The organism is Paenibacillus sp. fava2, from assembly GCF_058313675.1.
Genome location: NZ_CM177755.1, coordinates 2,385,568 through 2,409,683 on the forward strand (window position 1 = coordinate 2,385,568; position 24,116 = coordinate 2,409,683).

Consider the following 24,116-nt stretch of genomic DNA (forward strand, 5'->3'; position numbering starts at 1 on the left):
ATGGAGCAGCCAAAAGCATGTGAGCCGCGTTATTATGAAATGCTGGAGCAGCTGCAGGTGCTCGACTTTGCACTGGTCGAGCTGAATCTGTATTTAAATACCCATCCGGAGGACCTTAAGGCGATTGAGCAGTTTAATCAGCTGACCCAGGAGCGGACCCGGCTGGCTAACCAGTTTCAGGAGCTGTACGGGCCGCTGCAGAATTTCGGGCGGGCGTACTCCAAATGTCCATGGGAATGGAACCAGAGCCCATGGCCCTGGCAAGTGTAGCGTTATCACAACGTATAGGAGGGAGGCTCCCGGATGTGGATTTATGAGAAGAAGCTGCAATACCCGGTTCGTGTCAGCAAATGCGATGTAAGAATGGCTCGGTACCTGACGGAGCAATACGGTGGTGCAGACGGGGAACTGGCCGCGGCGCTGCGCTATATGAATCAGAGGTATTCGATTCCCGATAAGGTGATCGGCGTGCTAAACGATATTTCGACAGAAGAATTTGCCCACCTCGAGATGATTGCCACGATGATCTACAAGCTGACCAAGGATGCATCCGTGCAGGAGCTGGAAGCGGCAGGTCTTGGACCGAATTATGCGCAGCGTGACCACGCCCTGTTCTACCAGAATTCAGCCGGGGTTCCGTGGACTGCCAGCTATATCCAAGCTAAGGGTGATCCTATTGTACTGTGAGGCACAACAAAGTCATGACTTCCAAACGATGTGGTAATCCCCGTCTTTTAGCGGTATGTGGTCGATTATTTGGGCAATAGCAGCCTTTGCACGTTTGCGATCCATGCCAGAAATGTCCGGCCATAGATCGTTAGCAGTCTGCTTTAACTTTGTCACGTCAGATTTTTTGTTATCAAGCTTTTGTAATTCTGATATTAACATTTCCTTCTCTGCCTCGACTCGAAAACGCGCTTTTTTTAAATCTTCTCCAGATATAAGCTCCGATTCATAAGCCTCTATTTGTTTCTGCATTTTTTTATCCGTTTTTTGCAATGCGCTCATAAGCGCCTGGCGTTCTTCCTCCCTGCTTTTTGTGTTCCCTACAATAGTAATATCTTCATCTGATTGCTGTGACAACATCCATATTTCGTGCAAAACAGATTTCTCTAACTCATCACGATGATACGCATGATATTTACAACCTGCTTTTCTTGTATAACTTGAACAGGTGTATCTAAAGTAATCATAGTCTCTTTCTCGTCTAACTCTACTGGTTGAACCAACCATCAGTTTTTTGCAATGGTCACATATTAGTAGACCTGTAAGAATGTAGGATTCATTTTCCGCGTGCTTCCTGACTCGGGTATTTCTATCTATAATTGAGCGGATCTTCTCAGAGTCTTCTTTGGATATTATTGCTGGATGATTATTCTCAGCAATAATCCATTCAGATTCTGGCCGAAATACAGTTTTTCCGTTCTTCGTCATTCTTTTATTCGTAATTCTCGTGCCGTGTAAAGTTTCATTTAAAACTAATCGTTTCACATTGACGGAATCCCAGTCAGCGCCCCTTTTTGTTCGCACACCCATATCATTTAATAATTTTGCGATACGTCTTAGACCGGCGCCCTCAAAAAGCAGATCGCGCATGTAAAGAACATAAGGAGCTTCGGTTTCATTAATTACATAGCGCGCGTCCATGACATCATAACCAAAGCAAGGTTTTGTTAAAGCTTTATCTGAATTCTTAGCAATTGAGATCATGTTATCTTTTACGCGCTCACTGGTGCGTTCTCTCTCAAACTCGGCAAACGCGCCAAGCACCTGCATAGTCATACGACCTACAGCGGTTGAGGTGTCAAAGCCTTCAGAGACGGATACATAGGCGCAATCATATCTTTGGAAATGTTCAACGGTTTGGAGTAAATCCAAAAGATTTCTGCATAGTCTATCAAGTTTAGTGTTTAGCACTACATCGTATTTCTTTTTTCCAACTTCTTTTAAGAGTTTTGTTACAGCTGGTCTGCTAAGATTCTTAGCGCTATATCCGTCATCAATAAAAAAAGTTGGCGACTCCCATCCCATAGCTTTACAATAGGCTGTCGTTCTTTCTTGTTGCTCAAAAAGCGAATTACCCTTCTCGGCCTGCTCGTCAGTGCTGACTCGTATGTATGCTGCAACTCTCACAAATCCATCCTCCTAAAACTTCTGATTGTAAGGGGCCATAAACCAAACCATTCTACCAAGGATTTTAAGCTGCAGGTTATCAGTGGATTGAAAAGAGACTGCCTGGTATTCGGGGTTATAGCTGTCCGGTTCAAGGACAATAGTATTTTGTAATCTATAAAACCGCTTAAGAGTAGCGTCTTCACCGTTTATTGAAATGACAGCTGCATCACCATTAGATACTTCTTGAGTAGGAGAAATAAGGGCATATGAACCCTGGGGAACAATCTTGTTCATACTGTCACCATTGATTTTTAATAAAAATGATCCTGGGTATCTCTGGCTTATGTATTCGGGGATTTCCACAAATTCGTCAGCCGGGATCATCTCTAACGGCGTGCCTGCAGCAATTGATCCGTAAAGCGGAACTGATTTACTATCATTTGAGTTCATTCCAAAAATTAGGTCGTCCGTAGTTACGCCTAATACATCTGCAATTAATTCAACTTTTCCCATCCGGGGGCTAATTTTGCCCTTTTCCCAATCGCCAACTGTAACATCGGACACTCCGACTCGACGTGCTAATTCTGCTTTAGAGAGGCCTTTGTTTTCTCTCAACCTCTTTAGGTTTTCGGCAAAATTGATTTCAGTCATTTCCGCATCCTCTTCACATAGTTATTTTAAATACACTTAGTTATATTGAATACAATTTTACCATCCTCAATGTATAGTGTCCATAAAAAATCTAGTTTAAACATAGGGAAGTTTACAAAAGTGAAAAATATATTGACTCCTAGTTTTAAACTAGGTTAAACTAAGGTTGCAAAAGGGGGTGAAACTGTTGCAAAGAAGAACATTGCGTGAATGGAGAGCATACTTAAACCTAGATAAGAAAGATGTAGCTAAATTGCTTAAAATTCACCCAAACACCTATGCTAAGTGGGAAGAATCTCCAGAAAGAATAAGAGTTTGTGAGATTGAACGTTTGGCTAAGGTTTTTAAGTGCGAGGCTCATGAAATCATTTTTTTTGAAAACAATCCTAGTTTAAAGCTTGGATTCATGAGAGAAAAAACAAGTAAAGTCGGACAATCCATCCAGAATAAACTAAAAGCGGAGGTGTCTGCATAATGAAAAAATGCGAAATCCGGTGTGTGGGCCATTTTGTTAAACAACATGATGGAACGTTAAGGGAGCTTAGCAAAGAAGACGAAACATTGATTTCCAATCGCTGTAAGCTTGCGCTTACAGAAGTGATGACTGGCGAGCGCTGCGAGTTAAAGCTAACCAGTTAGGTGAAATCAGCCCGCGTTTAGGGCTGACTTGATTGGACAAGTCTTCAAAAGGAGGGTTTGAGATGAGTATTAAAAGCAATTTGTGGAATGCTTGTGCATTTTTCTTAACGCGTGAAGATGTCGCAAGAGCAAATGGGGATTTTGTCGCAGCAGATGCTGCTCACCGGCAATACCTTATCAATCGGGAATTGCTTGACCGCGTGAGAAACGAAGAACGACCATCCGGCTCCTACCCCGGACGGTCGTCAAGAACTTGGAAAATTTCAATTAAGTCCAGTCTACCATCGACTGGAGGTGAACGCAATGCTGAGATTAGTTAAGCCGGGCGAACTGAATACAATCCCGGGTCAGTTATTCGAGGACAAATACTGGAAGGGCTTGCTGTATATCTTCATGAATCATAGCAAACTCAAACAGTTTTTATCCAATCCCGAATACTTTGATTTTGACGAACTTACCTTGCGTTCCGATAACCTGCTGGAGGCTTCAAAGGGATGGAGCGTCAGCGAAAAATTCATGCTTGAAGTTGCCCTGCATATGTTCAACGGCATTCAACCGGTCGATCTTTCTAAAGCAGATCGGCTGGAGGACAAGCATCTTGAAGTTGTTCTACATGCCTTGAGGCTGCGGTATGCAGACTAATGGGTTGCAGCCTTTGCGTGTTATGAAAGGCGATACAGTTCGGACAGGCTCCGGCCAGACCGGGGAAGTTTTGGAGATTTGGGGTTTAGCCCGGCCATGGGCTAAGCTCCTGCAGGCTGATGGAAGTTTAGCATATATCTTGCGTACAGACGTTACCGAGATTCTAAAGCGCCCACCACCTACAAAAAAGAAAAAACGATGAGGCAGCAGAGGTGAAGATATGCCCACGGATAGCTTTCCCTTTCCGATGTTCTCGGGGCTGATTACACCGGGTCACTTTGAAAAAATTGGCTCGGCTCTGTGGCTATTTGTCTGGTGCATTAGCTCCACTACCGCCGAAGTCGAAGAAGACGGGATCATATGGGGGATTGTCCTTGGCGGCAAGCCTATGAAACTGTCTGAAATTGGTGCGAACTTCGGGGTAAACGACAAGACAGTCAGTAGGTGGATTGCTGATTTACAGGAGCATGGATACCTACATATCACCAGAGCGCCCCGGGGTTTGATTATCAAAGTCAAACATTCGAAAAAAGGGCTTTTAAAGAGATCGGACAAAAATGTCCGTTCACAGATAAGTGATCAGACAGAAATGTCCGTTCATGGTGAAAATGATCAGACAATTTTGTCCGATCAGTCCGACAGTGATCAGACATATTTGTCCGTTCACAGCGAAGGTGATCAGACATATTTGTCCGTTCACAGCGAAGGTGATCAGACATATTTGTCCGTTCACGACGACAGCGATCAGACAGAAATGTCCGATCATGAGCGTGATTTGGGCAGTGATCAGACAAAAATGTCCGATGCAAAAGATATTATTATTACTACTACTGCTACTACTAATTTTAAAAAAGAGTGGTGGGAAGAAGAGATAGATCAAAACCCGGCAAATGATAACATAGCCGTTCTTGTGAAAGCCTATTGCGATTTACACAACCGCGTAGACATAAATGTCTCACCGAAAGAGCTTGACGCAATGGACGCGGTAGTCACCGGAGGTATTCCAATTCCGTTTACCATCCAAGCCATGAAAACCATGTACAAGGAAAAGCAAGCGCGAGAAGGTGAAGACTTTGAACCGGCTAACAGCTTTTCCTATTACGAAAAAGGCATTAAGAAAGCTTGGAAGAATACTCAGGCAATCAAAAAGCCCAAAAAAGAGTTGGGCATCACTCCTAACTCTGCGGCAGCTCGGACGGAAACGAAGCGCATATCAAAGCAACAGCAGGAAAAAGAAGCCCTGCAGCAACGCTTAAAGGAGGCCGAAGCACTTGAAAAGAGCGCAAGTCATTCAACTGCTGATTGAACTTAAGCAGGAATATACGCACCAGATCAATACAAGTGAAGAAGAGGAGCTGCGGCTTTATAAAGCCCTGAAAGACTTCCCTTTTGACAAAGCCATGGAGAACGTCCGGCAGCATATTTTGACAAACGCATGGCCCCCGAAAATCGCTCAGATTCGCGGCGGACAGGGAGACATGAAAGAGGATATTCGCAGCAAAGTAGAGGCCGCGCACCTGCTGGCGGAAAGAGTAAATAATCGCGCAGAAGTGGTGCTGCCACCTGCAGGATACAAGGAGGCCCTTTATGCAAAACTCGGAATCAACGCGCGTCCTACCAAATAGCCCGGCTTCGGAAGCAACGGTACTGGGTGCTGTTCTCATCGACAAGTCAGGGGATACCGCAGATAGCTTGACAATGCTGGAGCCTGCAGCATTCTTTAATCCGGCACACCAGCAGATATTTAAGGCCATTCTCAATCTGTACAGATTGGGTAATCCGATTGAGCTTCCCTCGCTCGTAAATGAGCTGAACGGGATGAAGCAGCTTGAGAAAGTCGGCGGTGTTAGCTATCTGGCTAAGTTGGCTCATGCTGTACCTACTGCAGCAGATGTTAGCTATTACATCAAGGACCTTGAGGACAAGCATACTTTGCGAAAAGCCATCTTTGCCGCTGAACGGCAGATGCAGCTGGCTTATGAAAGTGACGACGCTGGATTGGTTGTCAGCAGCATGTTGAATGATTCTGCTGTTCTATCGGATCAAGCATCCTCAAAAGCCGATTTCAAGTCTATCAAAGATGTGGTTATAGAGGTCGTTGAAAACACTGCTGAAAAGGCAGAGAGTGTTATTAACGGCGAGATTACAGGGATTCACACCGGGTACACAGACTTAGACCAAATGACATCAGGCTTCCAAGGCGGGGATTTTATAATCGTTGCGGCCCGGCCATCAGTCGGTAAAACGGCCTTCGCTTTAAATATCGCTCAGAATGTGGCTGTTCGTTCCAAAGAGACGGTCGCCGTTTTCAGTCTTGAAATGTCCGCGCCGCAGCTCGTCCAGCGCATGGTAAGCGCGGAAGTGAATTTAGATGCAGGAACGCTACGGTCAGGAACTATGCGGGAAGATGATTGGAACCGGTTGGCTACTGCAGCCGGAATCCTGGGAGAGTCGAACATTTTTATTGATGATTCAGCCGTCATAAATGTACATGAGATTCGGGCAAAGTGCCGGAGATTGAAAAAGGAAAGAGGTCTCGGCCTGATCGTCATTGACTATCTCCAGCTCATCGCAGGTCGCGGCAGCGAGAACAGACAGCAGGAAGTTTCCGAAATATCGCGGACGCTCAAACAAATAGCCCGTGAACTTGACGTTCCGGTAATTGCATTGTCCCAGCTCAGCCGGGGAGTCGAGCAGCGTCAGGACAAGCGCCCTATGATGAGTGACCTTCGGGAATCCGGCTCCATCGAACAGGACGCTGATATTGTGGCTTTCCTGTACCGTGACGATTATTACAATCAGGACAGCGAGAAAAAGAACATCATCGAAATTATCATTTCCAAACAGCGTAACGGCCCGGTGGGTACGGTTGAACTTGTGTTCCTGAAGCAATTCAATAAATTCGTAAATTACGAACGGGCGCATGTTGCGTCATAGCCAAGGGAGGGCCTACAAGTGGACGGGCTGATAATTAAACCGAAATGGGCGGATTTAATACTTTCCGGGGCAAAGACCTGGGAAATAAGAGGTAGCCGGACGAATAAGCGCGGAACAATCGGAATTATCAAGAGTGGCAGCGGACTTGTATTCGGTACGGTAGAACTTTTGGGGTATGTGCCATTAACGATGCACGCCTGGGAAGCGAATAAGGAAAAGCACCATGTACCGTACGCAGATATAAATTACAAAACCCCATATGCATGGGTAATAGGAAATCCCGTTATCTACACGGAGCCGTTTCCTTACATTCACCCACAGGGCGCAGTGATATGGGTTAAGCTGCCGGAGGGAGGCTGCTATGAGCATAAATCCAAAGGCGATGAACATGATCAATATGGCTCTTGCCCAGGTAGTACGAAAAGGTAGAAGGGCCGAAAGTATGCAGTTGTATGTATGGCCGCACTCTGAGCTGGCGAAATATCAATCGATAAAAACGGCATTTGGGTATTTGCGGATTTGTACAAGTGATTACCTGTCAAAAGGCTATTCTTATATCCGTGAAGATTTGGCCTGCGAAGAACTAGGTTTTTCCTGGGTCAGTTATCCAAAAACTGCGAACATCTTCGAAAATAGAAAAGATAAAAAACATGCTTAATGAATATAAGACGCATACGGCGTAATAAGGGGGGGTTAGCATGATTTGTCCAGTCTGTAAGGAGGAAAGAGAAGAACGGCATTTGCAAGCCGGAGACGATCAATGCGAGTTCTGCATGATGTCAGATATTGATTATGCAACTGGTGAAGAAGGTATTAACGAGACTTTTCAACCATTTTGTGTGGTTTGCTTTTGTGATCTGCCTCAACCGGGCTTGTGCCTGGATTGCCAAAGAGAAGAAGAAGCTAACCAAGAAAAAATCCGTAAAGCTGAAATTGAAAGATTCCGAGAGCTGAACGGGTTTTCAGACGAAGAAGACGAACTTATCAGCTGGAAGTATGGAGAGAATGTTTGTGATTAACGCATACGGGGCATTAAGAAGGGCGGGAACCGAATGTACGATAAAGAGAAAATGCTGGAAAAGTTAAAAGGGCTAAAGGCTTTGGCTGAGCGCGGAGTTGCCGGAGAAAAGGAATCCGCACAAAAGATGCTTGAAAAGCTCATGGAGAAATACGAAATCAAAGAAATTGACATCGCTGCCGAAACGGTAGATATTGCATGGTTCAGACATCATGACGATTCAGAATTTCGGCTGCTTAATCAGATCATTTATATGGTGCTTGGAGATTGTGATGTTTATAACAAGTTAGGAGCTTCAAAGAGGAAGCATAAAGTCTTAGGCGTTTATTGCACGGCTGCAGAACGTTTAGAGATAGAACTGAATTTCGAATTCTACAAACGGGCGATGAAGGAAGAATTGAAGCTATTCTATAGCGCATTCATGAACAAAAACAAGTTATTTCCTTCTGATGAAAAGCCTAAGCCAGCAACTCCCGGAAAGGTTCTGTCACATGAAGAGGAATTGAGGCTGTCTTTCATGATGGAAGGTATGGAACGGCGCACCATGACGAAAATGATAGAACTTGATTGATGTGCAGTTCGAAGATACTTTTCGATAGCCGATAAAATGCAGAAAAAGACCCCCTGTTCCTTGGCCGGTCCGGGGGTCGAACGTGATATATACAACCTCTACCCATTATATCATAAAAGGGGAATGAGGGAGTATGGCAATGGTTTGGGAGCAAGGGGAATTGTTTCCTAGTGCTAGTGCGGTGGATGTCAAGTTAACAAAAGTACTGCTTCGCAAATATCCCAAAATGGCAGTCACCGTCAACGGATTAAAATCAAGGGATTCGCTTTTATCAAAAGAGAAATCCACTTTAAAAAAATGGGACCCTATAATCAAGAATATAGAACTGGCAATTCATGCTATTTTGGATTCAGAAATAAGAGAGATAATGCAATACCGATTTATAGATAGAAATCCAAGGAAAGCAGCATTGATTAAATGGTCTGTTTTTACGGAGAGATCATTTGACAGGAAAATTCAAGAGGGAACAGAATCGGTAGCTGGTACGCTCAAAATGCTCGGTATTATCTAAAACGTGTCTGTAATCTGTCTGTAAAACGTCTGCTAATCATCAGTTTTGAGACAGTTTTACGACGGGCAAAAAATGACTGAAAGATTTTATAGTTGGGACATAGGGAATTTGCTTTATTATTCCCGGGTGTCCCTGCTACCCCTTATCCCAGCAGGACTCGGCCATGCTGAATCAGTGATGAAGCACCTTTGACAAGCGCAAGACGCAAAGGGAGTGGAGCTGTAGCACAAGTAGCAAGTAGGTGTTCGCGGCGGTATGGATGCGGGGAATGAGAGTTGAAGATGCTCTCAACGCGCTCCACCCGGGCGCGGAATATTGGCGCTGTTTCCAAGCCGGCGCAAATACGGGATAAATACCAATTAAATTAAATTTAAACATTTTAAGCCGTCCTTAAACAGGGCGGCTTTTTATATTGGGGGAACAGCAATGGTGAAAAGGCGCAAGGAACCACCGGCACCGAAACAGCCGGTTAAATGTAAAGGCTGCATCTGGGGAAAGTGGGAAGCGTCAGTTCAATTCTGTTCTAAACCAGTTTGCATTAAGCCTAATAAGGGGATGAAGCTTTGAACAGGACGAAAGATGCTGTATCCATTCTTTTGCTGCTCTTACTTGCAATATCATTGGCTTTAAATATTAGAACCGGACTTAAGAATGCAGAGCTTAACCAGCGTTACGAAAAATCCATTCAGCGCCTTGAAAATAGCACTGAGGATTACATTCAGTATCTGCAGGAGACCAAGCGACAGATTCAAGCGCGAATGGACAAGAAAGGGTGAACCGGTAGGAGTGACGAAGTATGAACTTTGTTCAGCCGATACGCGACCAGGAAACCATTGATAATATTAAGAGGTTCTTTAGGAAGGAATTTGGCAGGCAAGGCGAACGGAATTGCATGATGTTTGTCTTGGGTATTAACACGGGGCTGAGAATTCAGGATATTTTGAAGTTTTGCAAAAGGGATGTTATCGGGGATCAAATTATAATGTATGAAATGAAAACGGGTAAAAGAAAGATTATCCAGATTAACCCGACCCTTAAGCGTGAACTGAAAAAATATACTGCCGACATGGGCATGGATGACTGCCTGTTTCCATCACGACAAGGCGGGAAAAACAAACCCATCAAGCGTGATATGGCTTACAAGATCATGCGCAAGGCTGCTGATGAATTTGGTCTTGTGGACATTGGGACTCACACTTTAAGAAAAACATTCGGGTATCACATGTACCAGAAGACGAAGGACATCACGCTTGTGAAGCGTCTGCTGAATCATTCGAATGAGAGTATCACAATGGGGTACATTGGCATGGATCAGGACATGATGAACACTGCTATGAATCGTTTTGGCCTATAAGTTATTCATATTTAACGAGTGTATAACTGAGCCGGGGAATGAAGGATAAAGCCTTGTAGAATAAGGGAAAGCAGCCGGTTATCGAGTTATGCAGAATAATAAGATATGAGGAACTGCCTTTCTATGCAAAGTATGCAGTTTTGGCCGTTTCGGATGTCAGTTATGAATTGAATAGCAGCAGAAACAAGCCCTTTTCTATAAGGGTTTTTTGATGTTGCATTCTCATAATCGACTATGAATTTTTATGCATGGGGGATGTGAAGCCGTGGCACTGAAGAAGTTCTGCAAGAAAGCCGGGTGTAATGAGCTGGTTGCCGGTGGATATTGCAAGGCTCACAGCGATGCTGCGCGGCAACTTGAACAGCAAAGAGGCTCTGCAGCCGAGCGCGGTTATAACAACGCTTGGCGTGTCGCCCGCATCCGGTTCCTGCGGAAGAATCCCTTGTGCGTCCAGTGTTTTGACGCTGGCCTGGTCAACCAGGCGACGGTAGTTGACCACATTGTTCCTCACAAGGGCGACATAGTGCTGTTCTGGAATGTGGAAAATTGGCAGGCGCTGTGCGCGTCCTGTCACAGTGTAAAGACTGCGAAGGAAGACGGCGGTTTTGGAAATCCTGCCAGGGGGTAGGGGGGTAAAATTTCTAAAAAATTTTTCAATACGAGACCGCATCGGACTTTAATTACGCAAAAACTCGTTTTATGAATTTTTTGAAGATTTCAGGAGGTGGCCCGAATGAGCAGAAATGCGAAACCCGTTGCTCTGCATATTGCTGAGGGCAATCCGAATAATTTGACTAAGGAGCAAATCCGGCAGCGGAAAGAGGCAGAGGTAAAGCTCGGTAAAACGGACCTGGATAGACTCAGGCCACCGGCTTTAGTCAAGACAGACGCGGTTGCGCTCGGTCACTGGAAGCAGGCTCTTAAGGAATACAAGGAAGCTGCCAAGAATGGAGTCAACCTTTTGACCAGTTCGGATGTCGGCCTTTTGGCGATGTACTGCCGGACGTATTCCGAATATGAGAAGCTGCTTATCCAATATCAGACGATTGAGAACATCAAGATTGACACCAATATTTTTGAGGAGTATTTCGACAAGGCTGAAGAAGTAGAAAGCATCGAACTGAAAGCGCTGGTGTATCTGTCTCAGCTGGCATCCCTGGAAGGTGTGCTGAAGATCGAGACGGCCATTAATAAAAAAATGGACATGTTGCTGAAAATGCAAGACCGGTTATTCCTGAACCCTTCATCCAAAGTGAAGAATGTTCCGGCTCCAAAGAAGAAACAGGAGACGCCGGGCAAGTTTGGCCGATTCAATGGGAACCGCAGTGGCTAGTGTTCGGATTTATCCGTACAACGCTGTATCGGAGCTGGACCGCGTTACCGCCTTTGCTCATGAGGTAGTTTCAGGCCGGATCATAGCGGGGCGGACACAGCGTCAAGCCTGCGAACGGCACTTGCGAGATTTGGAGCGGCAAGGCACTGACAGTTTTCCGTACGTCTTTGACCCGGACCGCGCACATGACATTATTGATTTTGCCGAAGCCTTAACGCTGGCCGAAGGATCGGACCCGGAGCCTCTTAAACTGTGGGGTTTCCAAGATTTCATTTTCGGTTCATGGAACGGCTGGCTTACACTGGACGGTTACCGGCGTTTCCGTACATCCTATGTACAGATGGCCCGGCAGAATGGTAAGTCCTTGGGCAATGCCGTGCCATCCCTTTATTACGGTAACTTTGACGGATACAACTATCCGCAAGTCTACTGCACGGCGACCAAAGAGGCACAGGCGAAGATTGTATTAAAGGAATGCATCAAGTTTATAAATGCCGACCCCGAGCTGGCCGGTTCCGATTACGAAGATGGTCTGTTCGACGTTAAGGAATACAAAGGCGTTATCCTTTGTATGCAGACCAACGGGGAGATTAGAACCCTTGGCCGGGATACAAAGTCCATTGACGGTTTCCGCCCTTACTTTGCCAGTGTGGATGAATACCATTTACACAAGGATAACCAAATGTACAAGCTGCTGGCTGACGGTACGGTTAAGCTGAAAGAGTGTCTGATTTCGGTTATTACGACGGCTGGGTTTGACATCAACGGCCCGTGCTTCGAGCTTTACGAGCATTGTAAATTGATCCTGGACGGTATTCATGAGGACGAAACGCAATTCGTCTTTATTTGTGAGCTGGACAAGGATGATGATGTTTGGGATGAAGCGAATTGGCCGAAGGCAAGCCCACTTTGGACGGAGCAGACGCTTAAGAGCCTGCGGGTAGCGGCCAAGACAGCAAAGGCGATGCAAGGTTCTGAGCTTCGCAATTTCCTGACCAAATGGCTGAACAGATGGGTTCAGTTTGCGGATAACCAGTACATGAATCGGGAACATTGGAAAGCCTGTGCTTCGGACATGACCATCGAAGACATGGCGGGCCGAGAATGTTACTTGGGCCTTGACCTTTCGAGCGGAGGCGACTTAACGTCGGGTGCTTTGGAATTTCCTCTTGTTGATGAAACAGGGGAGTGCAAATTTTTCGTTGATTCACACAGTTGGATTCCAGCGGCGCGGGTCGCGGAACATGTGCAGTCAGACAATGCGCCTTATGATATGTGGATTTTGGAAAAATTGCTCACTCCGACCGAAACCATGGGCGGCGTGAAGACAGATTATAAATACATCATTGCTTATTACCGGGACCTCATAAAAAAATACAACCTCAAGTTGAAAGGCATCGCTTATGACCCACATAATGCAGATGCTTTTTTATCTGACCTGGAGGAATTCGGAGTCGATACGGTGGAGATTATCCAAAGCGCCCGGAGCCTGAACGATGCGACGGTTGATTTCCGGCTGGAAGTCGAAGCAGGCAACATCATTTATGACCGGCGAAACAAGCTATTGACCTGGAGCATGGCAAATGCCAAGACAACCAGCAATAGTTTCGGGGAAATCAAGATCGACAAAGAGCCGAATGCCAAAACAAAGCGGATTGACCCGGTGGATGCCGTGATTGACAGTCATAAACTTCTGTTTTCCAAGCTCGCCAAGAATAAGAAATCCGTTTATGAGGACCGGGATGTGAGAGTGATTTAAATTTATCCCGATTAGGAGGTGAAAACACTGAAAATCCCGTTTATTTCTGGTTTTTTTGAGAAAAGAAGCGAATCTAGCGATTTATCAAACCCGAAGCGCTGGGTATACGATGCGTTGGGCATTCCTTTCGGGAAAGGGATAAGGGTAACAGAGTCCACAGCCATGCGGTCTACAGCCGTCTTAGCTTGTGTCCGCATCCTGTCCGAAACCATTGCGTCGCTGCCCTTGCCTACCTATAAACGGCTGAATCCGCGCGGAAAGGCGCGGGCAAATCATCCAATCGGAGATATATTGCAGCGTGCGCCGAATCCGCGCATGACAGCTTTCACGTTCCGGGAAACGATGATGGCTCACATCCTGCTTTGGGGGAATTGCTACGCTGAAATTGAGTACAACGTGGAAGGTGAAATTTCTGCCTTGTGGCCGATACCGCCGCACCGGGTCGAACACATGGAAACAGCGGCAGGAAATCCGTTTTTCCGGGTGACGACAACCGACGGCCAGCAGCATAACGTACCCTTCTATGCCATGTTTCACATTCCTGGGCTGGGGTTCGACGGAAAGAAAGGAATTTCGGTTATTCGCTGGGCACAGCAAGCGGTAGAGCTTGCCCTGGCTACCGAGCAATTCGGTACGGAGTTCTTTATGAATGGTACGAACGTGGGCGCTGTCGCTACCCATCCGGGCACACTGACCGACCCGGCTTATGAGCGCCTGAGCAAGTCGCTAAAGGAAAAATATGAGGGGCTGGGAAAATCACACCGGCTGATGCTGCTGGAAGAGGGCATGACCTTTAGTAAAAACACGATACCGCCGAATGATGCGCAGTTCCTGGAGACGCGAAAATTTCAGATTCTTGAAATTGCGCGCTTGTACCGTGTTCCGCCGCACATGCTGGCGGATCTGGAGCGGGCGACCTTTTCCAATATTGAGCAGCAGGGTATTGATTTTATCATTCATACGGTTCGGCCCTGGCTCATTCGCTGGGAGCAAACGATTAACTGGAAATTGTACAGTGAGAAGGATCAACGGAAATACTTTTCGGAGTTCCTGGTAGAAGGGTTTCTGCGGGGAGACACGCAGGCCCGCGCTGCCTTTTACAAGGAAATGTTCAACATCGGTGTCTATTCTCAGAATGATATTCGGGAGAAGGAGAATGACAACCCGATTGAAGGAGGGGACCGGTATTTCGTGCCTTTAAATATGCTGCCCCTTGATATGCTGGACGAGTATTACAAGTCCAAAGGGAAAACAGCGGAGCCGATACCAAGCGGGGGAGGTGAAAAAGAGAATGAAGACGACGAAGGAACAAAGGGAGCTGCTGCTACAGGGGAGCAAACTTGAGATTAGGCGCGAGGATGGACAACCTACCAAGATCATTGGTTATGCGGTCCGATGGGATCAACTCTCCAAACCGATATTTGGAATGTTCCAGGAACGGTTTATGCGCGGGGCATTCTCGGCCAGTCTGATTAACCCGGATGTGTACGCATCTTGGCAGCATGACAGCCGCGAGGTTCTTGGCCGCACACCAAGCACGTTGTTACTGACGGAAGATGAAATGGGTTTGAGATATGAAATCACGCCGCCAAGCTGGGCGGAAAAGTACATTGAGACGATTGAGCGCGGCGACGTGCGAGGATCGTCTTTTATTTTTCGCGCTGTTCCTGGCGGGGAGGAATGGGACGAGAGTAACCCGGATATGCCGATTCGCACGATTAGGGAAGCGGAACTGTTTGAGGTAAGTCCGGTTACAACTCCGGCCTATCCGCAGTCCAGTGTCGGCATTCGATCTGCTGAAGAAACGTTCATGCAGAGGGACCAGGCTTTAGAGAACCGACAAGCCGAAAAGCAGAACGAGGAGGCCATGCGGGCACTGGAAATGAGACTTAAAAAATTGAACCTATAGGAGCTGAATGGATTGAAAAATTTGATTGAGCTGAGAAGAAAGCTGAAGGAAAAGAAAGATGAAATGCGGGCACTGATTACTTTGGCGCAGACGGAGAAACGCGGCTTCTCGGATGAAGAAGAAACCAAGTTTACCGGAATGGAGGACGAAGCCCGCGCGCTGGAAGATGAAATCAAGCTGGAGGAACGTGCCCAGCAACTTGCGATGGGCGGGGCTTCAACTAAAAGAACCGTTGACGATCCAAAGCACGAAACGGAATTCCGGGATTTGGCGGACTTTGTACATTCGGTGCGCTTCATGCCGCATGACCAGCGTCTGGATGAGTACCGGGAAATGACCATGGGCACCAAAACATCCGGGGGTATCTTCGTGCCTCATCAGTTGTCGAAGCAACTCTTTGAAGTGACACCGGAAGATGCAATTGTCCGCCCGCGTGCGCTGGTTATTCCTGCTGATGATGTGTATCCAGATGCAGATATTACGTTCCCGGCACTGGATCAAGGGGCAGGCTCTAATCTGTATGGCGGTGTTGAAGTTCAATGGATTGGAGAAGGTGAGGAAAAGCCGGACACTAACATTAAACTGAAGGACCTCAATCTTTCTCCGAAGGAAGTAGCGGGAACGCTGGTTGTGACGGATAAACTGCTTCGGAATGCTCCGGTAGTTAACACGTTGATTAATCGCCTGTTCCGCGCTGCCATTGCTGCAGCTGAAGATACCGCGTTTTTGTATGGTAACGGAGTAGCGAAACCAACCGGTGCCATCAATTCAGCGGCGGCAATCAGTGTTCCGCGGGCTACAGCGAACAAGATTGATTACATTGATATCGTCCAGATGCTGGCTAAGGCAAAAATGGGCGGTAGCTTGGTTTGGATCGCATCACAATCCATTTTGCCGCAGCTGCTGACCATGACAGACGATTCAGGGCACTTGATCTTTGTTCCTAACGCGAATGATCAAATGAAAGGCACACTCCTGGGCTATCCATTGCGCTTCTCGGAGCGGGGGCCACTTCTCGGTACGGTGGGCGATTTGGTGCTGGCAGACTGGCAGTATTATGTCATCAAAGACGGCGCGGGCATCTTTATCCAGGCTTCCGAACATGTATTGTTCAAGAATAACAAAACAATGATTAAGGCGTTCTGGAATACGGACGGTAAGCCATGGTTAACCGGTCCGTTCACATTGCCTAATAGTTATCAGGTATCGCCGTTCATCAAGCTGGGAGCGCCCACAGTTTAATTCAGGCCCTGCGGGGCCTTAACACGGAAGGGGGAGGGTTAAAGTGGCAAAGAAGCATTATCATGTAATCGCTGATTTTGTAGACAAAGAAACGGGGGAGGATGTTCCTGCCGGTTCACTGTTCGAGGCTGACGAAGAACGCCTGGTGCTGCTTCGGGCAGCGGAGGTAATCGGGAAGGAAGCAACGAAAGCAGAAATTGAGGCCGCGCAAAAGGCGGGTGAACCCGATGCTGACAACGGTAAAGCGGGCTAAGGAAGCGCTGGGGATTGCCGAAACGGACACCCAGCATGATTTTTCCCTTGAGCTGGCCCTGGCCGCAGCGTCGGAAGCCATTGAGCGTGAATGTAACCGCACCTTTGAGCTGAAGACGCATCGGCAGCGCCTGGATGGACCGGGAACGCAGTTCCTTCGACTTCGAAATTATCCAATTCACGCTGTTTCTGAGGTCAAAACAGGAAATGACACGTTATCCGAAACCGCGTATGAGATTGAATCTGAAAACGGGATGCTGTTTAAGCGCGATTGTTGGCCTTGTGGGGCGCGCAATGTCGAAGTGGAATATTCGGCAGGGTACGTGCTGCCAAGCGGCACAGAGGGCGCGCCAGAAGCTACACTGCCGCGAAAATATGAACTGGCCTGTCTCTTGTTTGCTCAAATCTTGCTGCAGACACCTGGCGTTACGTCAGAGCGAGTCGGGGATATATCGGTTACCTATGCGACGATGGCAGCTGGAGCTTTGCCGCCTGCCGTTGCCGCGCTTATACGATTGTGAGGTGAATAGATGGCAAATCAAAGAGCAAGGGCGCGCCGGGTCGGGGTTCAGGTCACCGGTGAAGATAACCTGCGGCAACTGGCCGAGCGGCTGCGTCCATTGACAGCGAAGAAGGTCCGCATTGGGATGCAGGGCGATGCGGAGTTGGCGATGATTGCCGGGGTTCACGAATATGGCAGCATCAAGATGAAGATTCCTGCCCGTTCCTTCATCGGCTCCGGTAAAAAGAAGGGGCAGACACCAATCGGCAAGCTGGTCCGCGCAGGAGTGACGGAAATTGCATATGGTCGCAAGCGGGTGGATGAATTGTTTAGGGAAATCGGTGAAACTGGGCTGGACCGCATGAAGAAGAACTTTGAGCGGATCAAGCAGCCGCCATTATCGCCGATCTACGCCAGCCGAAAGCAAGGTTCCAGGAAACTGCTGCACCGGGAAGACGAGCTGCGCGACTCCCTGACATACGATGTTGTGCCGAAGGGGAGGTAATGATGAGGCAATTCCGTTTTAAAAGCATTGTCCGCAAATACTTTCGCCCTTACGTTCAGATACGCCCTGCAGGAGGGGGGTACAATGCGGACGGGGTGTGGGTAGCTGTTCAGCCGGAGCGGGAAACACGGCACGGCAGTATACAGCCTCTGAGCGCCCGTCTGAGGGCAACTGAGGGCGGCGATTACGTAGAGTCTGACCGGATGCTTTATACGGACAGCAGCCACTATGCAGGCGATGTAATTGACCATCAGGGCATACAGTACCGCGTAGTGGAGACACCGGAACGAGAATACAGCGATATTAACCAATACTTACTCAGGAAGGTGGTTGCCAATGCTGCCGTTCAAAGCAATTCGGTCAGCAATCGCCCAAGGACTTAACACTGCACTCGGCATCCCGGTAATAGAGATGAATAGCGGTGGGGATGTTCCTGAAGGTTGTTTCATTACCTATGATTTCCCGGATGGATTCGGAGTTGGCGAAGGGCAGCCAGTTATTATCCAGAAAAATGATAAGGAATACAGATGGGGGGCGGCTCCTTTCACCGTCTCCTTTAATTCGTATGCCGATCTGACCGAAGACAGCATTGAAAATGCCATGCTGACGCAGGACTGGTTTAAAACGGCGGGCCGTGAGCTGCTCAAGAATACGCTGGATGTGGTTGTGGTCAGTATCGGGGACATTATGAATCGGGACATCAACATCGGTGAGGAATGGGAGCGGCGGCGGGGGTTTGACATTGAGTTTCGAGCGACGGACCGTGTTGTTACCGACTTGTCCGGCTGGATTGAGACAGCACAAATACAAAGGAGTGATCATTTTGAGCATTAGCGACGTTACAGTAACGATTTCCGTCCAAAGGCCAACACCGGTATTGGGCGGCTTCGGCAAACCGTTGATTCTTGGAGCCAGTACGGCAGGCAAGCCATTTAAAAATTATGCCGACCTTACGGCGGTGCTCGCAGATTATGGGACAAATACTGAAGAATACAAGGCCGCATTTGCTTTGTTCGGTCAAAAAAACCCACCTGCTGAGATTGCTATTATCTCCCGTAAAACGGGTTCTACAGCGGTGACGCTGGAAGAGTTGCTGCCGACTTTGTTCCTCAAGGATTGGTATTTTCTCATCACAACCACGACGACACTTGCGGACTTGATCTTAATCGCGGATGCCGTCGAAGCGAATGGCTCCAGGCAATTCTTTGCACGAACTGCGAGCAAAGATGATGCTGCAGCCTTGAAAGCAAAGAATTACGTGCGAACAGAATACATGTATCTTCCAATAGTCACCAATTACCCGGAAGCATGTTGGGTGGGGGCTGTTGGCAGTCTTCCGGTGGGTAATGTGATTTGGAAAGGCTGGACTCTTAACGGCATTACACCATTGGATATAGATGCGACGGAGCTTAACGCCATTCATGCGCTTGGGGCAAACACCTACGTAACGAAAGCCGGAACTAATGTTACCAGTGCCGGACAGTCTGTGAGCGGTGAATTTATCGACTTTACCCATTGCAAAGATTACATTGTTAATTCGGTGCAATACGGGGTTCAGGATTTGTTCAATAAAGCGCAGGATGCTTTACAGAAGATTCCTTTTGACAATCGAGGTATTGCGCAGATTGAGAGTGTTGTACGAACTGTACTGCAGCGGGCTTTCCTGCAGGGCATTATCGCTGTCGATGATGACAATGTGCCGATGTATAACACGACGTTCGCGCCGCGCAGCCAAGTTGATCCTGGGCAGATTGCAGCGCGCAATTATCCAGATGGCAAGTTTGATTTTGTAATTGCTGGTGCGATTGAAAGAGGTGCCTTTACAGGCACTATTAAATTCGTATAGAGAGGGGCGGCAAATGTGGCTGAAGTAAAGACTTATGATGCACTCGACGTTGTGACCATCGTGAACGGCGTTTATTTGACCGGATATGGCGAGGACTTGGTATCCGTTGTAAAGGATGAGGAGAACTATAGCGTTACTGTAGGCGCTCAGGGCGATGTTGTTCGGAGCAAAGTTAACAATCCTCTGGGTACTATATCGGTTACACTGCAGCGTACTAGCCCGCAGTGCGCTTATCTGGACGGATTGGCAAACAGCGGCGCTTTGGTTCCAGTATCCGTTGTGTATGCGGGAACACCTAAAGAAACGACAACGGTCACTCAGGCATTTTTGAAAAAACCTGCTGATCGTGAATACGGCTCTGAATCCGGGGACCGGACATATGAATTCCAATGCCTTGACATGAGCATGAATTAGTTCAAAATAATCCAACATTTGAGAGGAGCCTTTTCAATGGCTAATATAAATTATAAGCAAAAAAACATTACAGTTAACGGTACGAACTATGTACTACAGCACCCAGGCGTGCGTAACGTCTCCCGGATCAACGACCGTGTTAAAAATAAACATGGCGTGAACTCTGAGGAGAAAATCTGTGACGAAATGTTTAAATTGGTTGTAGTGGAGCCTAAAGTGACTATAGATAATTTCGAGGATTATTCGGAAATGATTGATGTAGCAATGAAAGCATACTCCTTCATTACTGGCACGCCGGACCCGGACGAAGCGTCTGAGGAATCGGAAGATGACAATCAGTAAAAAGAAAGCCAAACGCCGAGCGCTTGAAAACTGGGGTCAATGGCGTTTGTTACTCTCTGACATGGGTATCACCTATGCCGATTTGCTGCTCATGGATGATGATGATGTTGCGGAAGCGAATGCCGCCCTGGATATTCATATCGCCGAGCTGAAAAAAGCGAATAAAGGCAGCAAATAAGCGTTCCTTTCAGGGCGCTTATTTTTGTTGCTGGAAAGGAGGAGATATATGGCAGGCGGTATTATTGGATCACTCATGTATGCCGTTGGCTTCAAGTTTAATTCCAAAGGCATCAATGATGCGGACAAAAAGGTCAGCAAGCTAACAAAAGGCGTTATTGGGCTGGGAACTGCGGCTACTGTTGCGATGGCTGGCATTGCAACTGCCAGTTTTAATGCGGCAAGCAAATTTGAGACGGCCATGAAGCAGGTCCAGGGTGCAACTGGTTCAGCAGCTGAGCAGATGGAAGAAACGCGCGGGATTGCAAAGGACCTGTACGCCAATAATTTCGGTGAGAGTTGGGACGACTTAGGTTCTGCGATTGCCAATGTGCAACAGGTTACTGGGCAAACCGGTGCGGAACTGGAAGACACTACCCGATACGCGATGCTGATGCGGGATCAATTTAAGTTTGAAATTCCGGAATCTATCAAAGCCGTGGACACCATGATGAAACAGTTCGGCACCACATCGGAGGAATCTTATAACCTGCTGGCGCAGGGCGCGCAGCGGGGGCTTGATAAGTCCGGCGAACTGGTGGATTCTGCGAATGAATATGCGAACCAGTTTAAGAGTTTGGGCTTTACCGCGAATGAAATGTTTGACCTCTTTGCTGCAGGTTCTGCCGAAGGGGTATTTCAAGTTGATAAAGTGGGGGATGCGGTTAAAGAATTCAACATCCGTTCGAAGGATGCCAGTAAGACCTCAATGGATGCTTTTACCGCGCTTGGCCTTAACGCCGAAGCCATGATGCAAGTATTTGCCCGGGGCGGGCCGGATGCGAAACAGGCGTTTAGTGATATTGTCTCTATGATCTCCGACATTGCTGACCCGGTAGCCCGAAATAACATCGGTGTGGCATTGATGGGGTCACAGTTTGAGGACTTGGAAATCAGCGTTATATCGGCCATGGGCGCAGCGGGCAAGTCATTCGACATGACGGCTAAGACCATGGACGAATTGAACAAAATCAAGTTTGAAAAGCCTGGAGAGGCAATGAGGATGTTCGGCAGGCAGGTTGAAGTCGGAATCCTAATACCAATCGGGCAAAAGCTGCTGCCCTACATGAACAAATTCGGGCAATGGCTATCTGACCACAGGCCGCAGATCGAGGCGGCAGGGAATGCCATCGGCGAAGGTTTAGGGGCGGCGCTTGGCAAGGTAAGCGGCTGGGTTCAGGCAGCATTGCCTTACCTGAAGCAGTTTGGTGGACAGGCTGCGGCTGCTTTCGGGCACTTGGTGGTAAATGGCAAGGAGCTATGGACCAGCCTGCAGCCTATCGTCGTGATGATCGGGCAGCAGCTGCTGGGAGCTGCAAAATCACTTTGGCCTGAATTACAGAACATTGTCCGCACAATCTACGATGTCGGAAAGGCCGTGGTTGAGTGGGGGCCGTTTATTCCCATCGTATCTGGGATTACAGCCGCGCTACTTACTTATAAGACGATAATGTTCGCAGTCACGACAGCAACAAAGATAGCGGGACTGGCAACAAAAGCATGGGGAGCAGTAACAAAAGGATTTATCGCCGTACAAACGGCATTTAATGCAGTATTGGCGATGAATCCGATTATGCTTGTGGTTCTGGCGCTTGTGGGGCTGGGCGTAGCAATGACCGTCGCTTACAAAAGGTCAGCCAAGTTTCGAGCGGTCATTGACAAGATGTGGACCGGCATTAAGGACAGCGTCACAGAAACCATCGACTTTTTCAAAATCACTGTTCCGAGGGCATTCAAAACCGCTTTTGATGCAGTGACGGGATTCGTGAAAAAGTGGGGCGTTACTATACTGGCCGTGCTCGGTGGTCCGATTACGATGATTGCCTTACTGGTGTATAGAAACTGGGACAAAATCAAGGCCGTGACCATGGCCGTATTTACTGGGATTGGGAACTGGCTGAAATCAGCCTGGAGCTGGATTGGGAATACCATATCCGGCGCTCTGTCCATGATCTGGAATGTTGTTTCTGGCGGCTGGAACAAAATGAAAGCTGTGACGATAACGGTTTTAACTGCCGTGTGGTCGGCTATTACCCAAATCTGGAATAACATCGTCAGCGCGGTATCTGGAGCAGGCAGCAGGCTGTTCGGCACGGTGTCTTCGGTTTGGACAAATGTAAAAACGGTCATTGGCTCAGCCATGGATTCGGTGAAGACAGTAGTATCTAAAGGCTGGGAATGGCTTGTAAATTCGGCCTCTGGTGTCGGTAGTGGGATTGCATCGAAACTGTCAAGTGCATTTGATTCGGTGAAATCGACCTTTTCATCCGCGCTCAATTGGATCATTGATAAATTCAACGGGCTGATAGGTAAGCTTAATAAGGTCTCTATAAAAAACCCGATTAATGGTGAAGAAATAGCAGGTATCAACATCCCATTAATTCCGAGGGTTGACGGAAGCCATGAAAAAGGGCTGGCTAATGTTCCGAGGGATGGGTATATCGCGGAGCTGCACAAGAATGAAAGAGTCCTGACAGCCAAGGAAAATAAAGCTTTTTCCCAAATGCCGCAATGGAGTCCGAAGGATTTTGTCTTTCCTGCGCCTATTGTCCAGGTGGAACAATTCGTCAGACAGGAGACCTTCCCGCAGCCTGTAGCACAAGCGGAGCGAGTCGCACCGGAACCTCAGCGCTATACGCCAGAATCAGCACCGGCCAGAACAAATAATAACCAGCGAATTACGCTTAACCTGCCTCCTATTAATATCAAAATTGAAGGAAACGCAGATAAGCAAACCGCGCTGGAGTTGGGTGAAGTGGTGGACGAAAAGCTGCAGGGTCTAGTTGAGGCGCTTGCCCGAATCCTGGGGGTGGAAATCAATGGCGCTTATTGATGGGAAGTACATCACGGTGGAGGATGAAACTCCTGATTTTCCGGTTGTGGTAACAGAGCAGCCGATTGAGAAGGGCATTAACACCGTCGATCATGTTCAGCCGCAAGCCCGCACCCTTTCCTTATCCGGCATTATCGCTGGGCCGGATGCGGCGAAAACCCGGGCTTATCTGATTGCGGTTAAGGACAAGGGCCAAACCGTGCGTTACACGGGCCGCAATGCTTTTACGGGTATCATCACCGCATTTTCAACGCCGACAAGCTACAAAACAGCAGACGGCATGACTTTTACGATGGAGCTGCGAGAAATACGCATTGCAACATCATCCTTTGTCGAGACGCTGCCGCCGCCGATCAAGGCGCAGGCCGCGCCGATTGTAAACAGCGGCACAAAGCAGACTAAGGAAAAATCTTCTTCAAGTAAAAGTGGTTCTTCTAAAACAAAGGATAAGACGAAGGACAAGGCTAAGGAAAAGGAGAAGGTTGAAAAGGTGAAATTTGTGCCAGGGAGCAAATGGGGGTAACG

Annotated in this window: 33 protein-coding genes and 1 pseudogene; 32 read left to right on the plus strand and 2 right to left on the minus strand. The window is 47.7% G+C overall.

Going from position 1 to position 24,116, the window contains the following annotated elements:
* Positions 1 to 270, plus strand: a complete 270-nt coding sequence (locus tag AC4G46_RS09895) for a spore coat protein CotJB (protein WP_090713718.1) — start codon at positions 1 to 3, stop codon at positions 268 to 270.
* A 33-nt stretch (positions 271 to 303) separates the two neighbouring features.
* A pseudogene (locus AC4G46_RS09900) lies at positions 304 to 678 on the plus strand (manganese catalase family protein); the annotation flags it as partial.
* Positions 679 to 699: 21 nt separating this feature from the next.
* On the opposite strand, the gene AC4G46_RS09905 reads toward AC4G46_RS09900, so the two are convergent.
* Positions 700 to 2,133: a recombinase family protein gene (locus tag AC4G46_RS09905; protein ID WP_491127779.1), complete on the minus strand. Its 1,434-nt coding sequence runs from the start codon at positions 2,131 to 2,133 to the stop codon at positions 700 to 702.
* A gap of 12 nt (positions 2,134 to 2,145) precedes the next feature.
* Complete coding sequence (locus AC4G46_RS09910; RefSeq protein WP_491127780.1) at positions 2,146 to 2,766, minus strand: LexA family protein; 621 nt, start codon at positions 2,764 to 2,766, stop codon at positions 2,146 to 2,148.
* A 187-nt stretch (positions 2,767 to 2,953) separates the two neighbouring features.
* Here AC4G46_RS09910 and AC4G46_RS09915 point away from each other — a divergent pair, with 187 nt between their 5' ends.
* From AC4G46_RS09915 to AC4G46_RS10060, 30 genes are all read left to right on the plus strand, one after another.
* On the plus strand, positions 2,954 to 3,241 hold the full coding sequence (locus AC4G46_RS09915) for a helix-turn-helix transcriptional regulator (RefSeq protein WP_491127781.1): 288 nt from the start codon (positions 2,954 to 2,956) through the stop codon (positions 3,239 to 3,241).
* 226 nt (positions 3,242 to 3,467) lie between these two features.
* Positions 3,468 to 3,725, plus strand: coding sequence for a hypothetical protein (locus tag AC4G46_RS09920; RefSeq protein ID WP_491127782.1), 258 nt, complete (start codon positions 3,468 to 3,470; stop codon positions 3,723 to 3,725).
* On the plus strand, positions 3,709 to 4,047 hold the full coding sequence (locus tag AC4G46_RS09925) for a hypothetical protein (RefSeq protein ID WP_491127783.1): 339 nt from the start codon (positions 3,709 to 3,711) through the stop codon (positions 4,045 to 4,047). Before AC4G46_RS09920 ends, AC4G46_RS09925 begins: the two co-directional genes overlap by 17 nt.
* 220 nt (positions 4,048 to 4,267) lie before the next feature.
* Positions 4,268 to 5,353, plus strand: coding sequence for a hypothetical protein (locus tag AC4G46_RS09930; RefSeq protein ID WP_491127784.1), 1,086 nt, complete (start codon positions 4,268 to 4,270; stop codon positions 5,351 to 5,353).
* Entirely contained in the window at positions 5,319 to 5,672 is a 354-nt protein-coding gene (locus AC4G46_RS09935; RefSeq protein ID WP_491127785.1) for a replicative helicase loader/inhibitor, read from the plus strand. Before AC4G46_RS09930 ends, AC4G46_RS09935 begins: the two co-directional genes overlap by 35 nt.
* Positions 5,635 to 6,984: a replicative DNA helicase gene (gene dnaB / locus AC4G46_RS09940; protein ID WP_491127786.1), complete on the plus strand. Its 1,350-nt coding sequence runs from the start codon at positions 5,635 to 5,637 to the stop codon at positions 6,982 to 6,984. Before AC4G46_RS09935 ends, dnaB begins: the two co-directional genes overlap by 38 nt.
* An 18-nt stretch (positions 6,985 to 7,002) precedes the next feature.
* Positions 7,003 to 7,413 (plus strand): ASCH domain-containing protein, encoded by a 411-nt coding sequence (locus tag AC4G46_RS09945; RefSeq protein WP_491127787.1) that lies wholly within the window; start codon positions 7,003 to 7,005, stop codon positions 7,411 to 7,413.
* Positions 7,346 to 7,642: a hypothetical protein gene (locus AC4G46_RS09950; protein WP_491129029.1), complete on the plus strand. Its 297-nt coding sequence runs from the start codon at positions 7,346 to 7,348 to the stop codon at positions 7,640 to 7,642. The genes AC4G46_RS09945 and AC4G46_RS09950 overlap by 68 nt, the downstream gene beginning before the upstream one ends.
* A 40-nt stretch (positions 7,643 to 7,682) precedes the next feature.
* Entirely contained in the window at positions 7,683 to 8,003 is a 321-nt protein-coding gene (locus AC4G46_RS09955; protein WP_491127788.1) for a hypothetical protein, read from the plus strand.
* A 33-nt stretch (positions 8,004 to 8,036) separates the two neighbouring features.
* Positions 8,037 to 8,573 carry a DUF2786 domain-containing protein gene (locus AC4G46_RS09960; RefSeq protein WP_491127789.1) on the plus strand — a complete coding sequence of 179 codons (537 nt, stop codon included), beginning with the start codon at positions 8,037 to 8,039 and terminating at the stop codon, positions 8,571 to 8,573.
* Positions 8,574 to 8,706: 133 nt separating this feature from the next.
* The gene (locus tag AC4G46_RS09965) at positions 8,707 to 9,084 is read left to right on the plus strand and encodes a hypothetical protein (RefSeq protein WP_491127790.1); all 378 of its coding nucleotides are present in this window, start codon (positions 8,707 to 8,709) and stop codon (positions 9,082 to 9,084) included.
* A 563-nt stretch (positions 9,085 to 9,647) separates the two neighbouring features.
* Complete coding sequence (locus AC4G46_RS09970; RefSeq protein WP_491127791.1) at positions 9,648 to 9,860, plus strand: hypothetical protein; 213 nt, start codon at positions 9,648 to 9,650, stop codon at positions 9,858 to 9,860.
* Positions 9,861 to 9,880: 20 nt separating this feature from the next.
* A complete protein-coding gene (locus AC4G46_RS09975) occupies positions 9,881 to 10,438 on the plus strand; it encodes a site-specific integrase (protein ID WP_491127792.1) in 558 nt (185 codons plus the stop codon).
* A 244-nt stretch (positions 10,439 to 10,682) separates the two neighbouring features.
* Entirely contained in the window at positions 10,683 to 11,066 is a 384-nt protein-coding gene (locus AC4G46_RS09980) for an HNH endonuclease (protein ID WP_491127793.1), read from the plus strand.
* Positions 11,067 to 11,171: 105 nt separating this feature from the next.
* A complete protein-coding gene (locus tag AC4G46_RS09985) occupies positions 11,172 to 11,771 on the plus strand; it encodes a P27 family phage terminase small subunit (protein ID WP_491127794.1) in 600 nt (199 codons plus the stop codon).
* A 34-nt stretch (positions 11,772 to 11,805) separates the two neighbouring features.
* Complete coding sequence (locus AC4G46_RS09990) at positions 11,806 to 13,530, plus strand: terminase large subunit (protein WP_491128838.1); 1,725 nt, start codon at positions 11,806 to 11,808, stop codon at positions 13,528 to 13,530.
* Positions 13,531 to 13,548: 18 nt separating this feature from the next.
* Positions 13,549 to 14,874 carry a phage portal protein gene (locus tag AC4G46_RS09995; protein WP_491127795.1) on the plus strand — a complete coding sequence of 442 codons (1,326 nt, stop codon included), beginning with the start codon at positions 13,549 to 13,551 and terminating at the stop codon, positions 14,872 to 14,874.
* Complete coding sequence (locus AC4G46_RS10000; protein ID WP_491127796.1) at positions 14,822 to 15,439, plus strand: HK97 family phage prohead protease; 618 nt, start codon at positions 14,822 to 14,824, stop codon at positions 15,437 to 15,439. The genes AC4G46_RS09995 and AC4G46_RS10000 overlap by 53 nt, the downstream gene beginning before the upstream one ends.
* Positions 15,440 to 15,451: 12 nt before the next feature.
* A complete protein-coding gene (locus tag AC4G46_RS10005) occupies positions 15,452 to 16,681 on the plus strand; it encodes a phage major capsid protein (protein WP_491127797.1) in 1,230 nt (409 codons plus the stop codon).
* Positions 16,682 to 16,724: 43 nt separating this feature from the next.
* Positions 16,725 to 16,934: a hypothetical protein gene (locus tag AC4G46_RS10010; protein ID WP_491127798.1), complete on the plus strand. Its 210-nt coding sequence runs from the start codon at positions 16,725 to 16,727 to the stop codon at positions 16,932 to 16,934.
* The gene (locus AC4G46_RS10015) at positions 16,909 to 17,454 is read left to right on the plus strand and encodes a hypothetical protein (protein WP_491127799.1); all 546 of its coding nucleotides are present in this window, start codon (positions 16,909 to 16,911) and stop codon (positions 17,452 to 17,454) included. The genes AC4G46_RS10010 and AC4G46_RS10015 overlap by 26 nt, the downstream gene beginning before the upstream one ends.
* A 9-nt stretch (positions 17,455 to 17,463) precedes the next feature.
* Positions 17,464 to 17,940, plus strand: a complete 477-nt coding sequence (locus tag AC4G46_RS10020; protein ID WP_491127800.1) for a hypothetical protein — start codon at positions 17,464 to 17,466, stop codon at positions 17,938 to 17,940.
* The gene (locus AC4G46_RS10025; RefSeq protein ID WP_491127801.1) at positions 17,940 to 18,323 is read left to right on the plus strand and encodes a hypothetical protein; all 384 of its coding nucleotides are present in this window, start codon (positions 17,940 to 17,942) and stop codon (positions 18,321 to 18,323) included. Before AC4G46_RS10020 ends, AC4G46_RS10025 begins: the two co-directional genes overlap by 1 nt.
* Positions 18,277 to 18,774, plus strand: a complete 498-nt coding sequence (locus tag AC4G46_RS10030; protein WP_491127802.1) for a phage neck terminator protein — start codon at positions 18,277 to 18,279, stop codon at positions 18,772 to 18,774. The genes AC4G46_RS10025 and AC4G46_RS10030 overlap by 47 nt, the downstream gene beginning before the upstream one ends.
* The gene (locus AC4G46_RS10035) at positions 18,764 to 19,786 is read left to right on the plus strand and encodes a DUF3383 family protein (protein ID WP_491127803.1); all 1,023 of its coding nucleotides are present in this window, start codon (positions 18,764 to 18,766) and stop codon (positions 19,784 to 19,786) included. The genes AC4G46_RS10030 and AC4G46_RS10035 overlap by 11 nt, the downstream gene beginning before the upstream one ends.
* Before the next feature lie 15 nt (positions 19,787 to 19,801).
* Complete coding sequence (locus tag AC4G46_RS10040; RefSeq protein WP_491127804.1) at positions 19,802 to 20,200, plus strand: phage structural protein; 399 nt, start codon at positions 19,802 to 19,804, stop codon at positions 20,198 to 20,200.
* Positions 20,201 to 20,236: 36 nt separating this feature from the next.
* Positions 20,237 to 20,542 carry a hypothetical protein gene (locus AC4G46_RS10045; RefSeq protein ID WP_491127805.1) on the plus strand — a complete coding sequence of 102 codons (306 nt, stop codon included), beginning with the start codon at positions 20,237 to 20,239 and terminating at the stop codon, positions 20,540 to 20,542.
* Positions 20,529 to 20,720: a hypothetical protein gene (locus AC4G46_RS10050; protein ID WP_491127806.1), complete on the plus strand. Its 192-nt coding sequence runs from the start codon at positions 20,529 to 20,531 to the stop codon at positions 20,718 to 20,720. Before AC4G46_RS10045 ends, AC4G46_RS10050 begins: the two co-directional genes overlap by 14 nt.
* A gap of 48 nt (positions 20,721 to 20,768) precedes the next feature.
* Positions 20,769 to 23,591 carry a phage tail tape measure protein gene (locus tag AC4G46_RS10055; protein WP_491127807.1) on the plus strand — a complete coding sequence of 941 codons (2,823 nt, stop codon included), beginning with the start codon at positions 20,769 to 20,771 and terminating at the stop codon, positions 23,589 to 23,591.
* Positions 23,578 to 24,114, plus strand: a complete 537-nt coding sequence (locus tag AC4G46_RS10060) for a phage baseplate protein (protein WP_491127808.1) — start codon at positions 23,578 to 23,580, stop codon at positions 24,112 to 24,114. The genes AC4G46_RS10055 and AC4G46_RS10060 overlap by 14 nt, the downstream gene beginning before the upstream one ends.
* The last annotated feature ends 2 nt before the right edge of the window (positions 24,115 to 24,116 follow it).

What these genes read in the sequence shown, in the direction of transcription:
- AC4G46_RS09895 (WP_090713718.1), top strand. Translation starts at nt 1, where the DNA reads ATGGAGCAGCCAAAAGCATGTGAGCCGCGTTATTATGAAATGCTGGAG.
- AC4G46_RS09910 (WP_491127780.1), bottom strand. Translation starts at nt 2,766, where the DNA reads ATGACTGAAATCAATTTTGCCGAAAACCTAAAGAGGTTGAGAGAAAAC.
- AC4G46_RS09920 (WP_491127782.1), top strand. Translation starts at nt 3,468, where the DNA reads ATGAGTATTAAAAGCAATTTGTGGAATGCTTGTGCATTTTTCTTAACG.
- AC4G46_RS09925 (WP_491127783.1), top strand. Translation starts at nt 3,709, where the DNA reads ATGCTGAGATTAGTTAAGCCGGGCGAACTGAATACAATCCCGGGTCAG.
- AC4G46_RS09930 (WP_491127784.1), top strand. Translation starts at nt 4,268, where the DNA reads ATGCCCACGGATAGCTTTCCCTTTCCGATGTTCTCGGGGCTGATTACA.
- dnaB (WP_491127786.1), top strand. Translation starts at nt 5,635, where the DNA reads ATGCAAAACTCGGAATCAACGCGCGTCCTACCAAATAGCCCGGCTTCG.
- AC4G46_RS09950 (WP_491129029.1), top strand. Translation starts at nt 7,346, where the DNA reads ATGAGCATAAATCCAAAGGCGATGAACATGATCAATATGGCTCTTGCC.
- AC4G46_RS09955 (WP_491127788.1), top strand. Translation starts at nt 7,683, where the DNA reads ATGATTTGTCCAGTCTGTAAGGAGGAAAGAGAAGAACGGCATTTGCAA.
- AC4G46_RS09960 (WP_491127789.1), top strand. Translation starts at nt 8,037, where the DNA reads ATGTACGATAAAGAGAAAATGCTGGAAAAGTTAAAAGGGCTAAAGGCT.
- AC4G46_RS09965 (WP_491127790.1), top strand. Translation starts at nt 8,707, where the DNA reads ATGGCAATGGTTTGGGAGCAAGGGGAATTGTTTCCTAGTGCTAGTGCG.
- AC4G46_RS09975 (WP_491127792.1), top strand. Translation starts at nt 9,881, where the DNA reads ATGAACTTTGTTCAGCCGATACGCGACCAGGAAACCATTGATAATATT.
- AC4G46_RS09980 (WP_491127793.1), top strand. Translation starts at nt 10,683, where the DNA reads ATGCATGGGGGATGTGAAGCCGTGGCACTGAAGAAGTTCTGCAAGAAA.
- AC4G46_RS09985 (WP_491127794.1), top strand. Translation starts at nt 11,172, where the DNA reads ATGAGCAGAAATGCGAAACCCGTTGCTCTGCATATTGCTGAGGGCAAT.
- AC4G46_RS10000 (WP_491127796.1), top strand. Translation starts at nt 14,822, where the DNA reads ATGAAGACGACGAAGGAACAAAGGGAGCTGCTGCTACAGGGGAGCAAA.
- AC4G46_RS10015 (WP_491127799.1), top strand. Translation starts at nt 16,909, where the DNA reads ATGCTGACAACGGTAAAGCGGGCTAAGGAAGCGCTGGGGATTGCCGAA.
- AC4G46_RS10020 (WP_491127800.1), top strand. Translation starts at nt 17,464, where the DNA reads ATGGCAAATCAAAGAGCAAGGGCGCGCCGGGTCGGGGTTCAGGTCACC.
- AC4G46_RS10025 (WP_491127801.1), top strand. Translation starts at nt 17,940, where the DNA reads ATGATGAGGCAATTCCGTTTTAAAAGCATTGTCCGCAAATACTTTCGC.
- AC4G46_RS10030 (WP_491127802.1), top strand. Translation starts at nt 18,277, where the DNA reads ATGCTGCCGTTCAAAGCAATTCGGTCAGCAATCGCCCAAGGACTTAAC.
- AC4G46_RS10045 (WP_491127805.1), top strand. Translation starts at nt 20,237, where the DNA reads ATGGCTAATATAAATTATAAGCAAAAAAACATTACAGTTAACGGTACG.
- AC4G46_RS10050 (WP_491127806.1), top strand. Translation starts at nt 20,529, where the DNA reads ATGACAATCAGTAAAAAGAAAGCCAAACGCCGAGCGCTTGAAAACTGG.
- AC4G46_RS10055 (WP_491127807.1), top strand. Translation starts at nt 20,769, where the DNA reads ATGGCAGGCGGTATTATTGGATCACTCATGTATGCCGTTGGCTTCAAG.
- AC4G46_RS10060 (WP_491127808.1), top strand. Translation starts at nt 23,578, where the DNA reads ATGGCGCTTATTGATGGGAAGTACATCACGGTGGAGGATGAAACTCCT.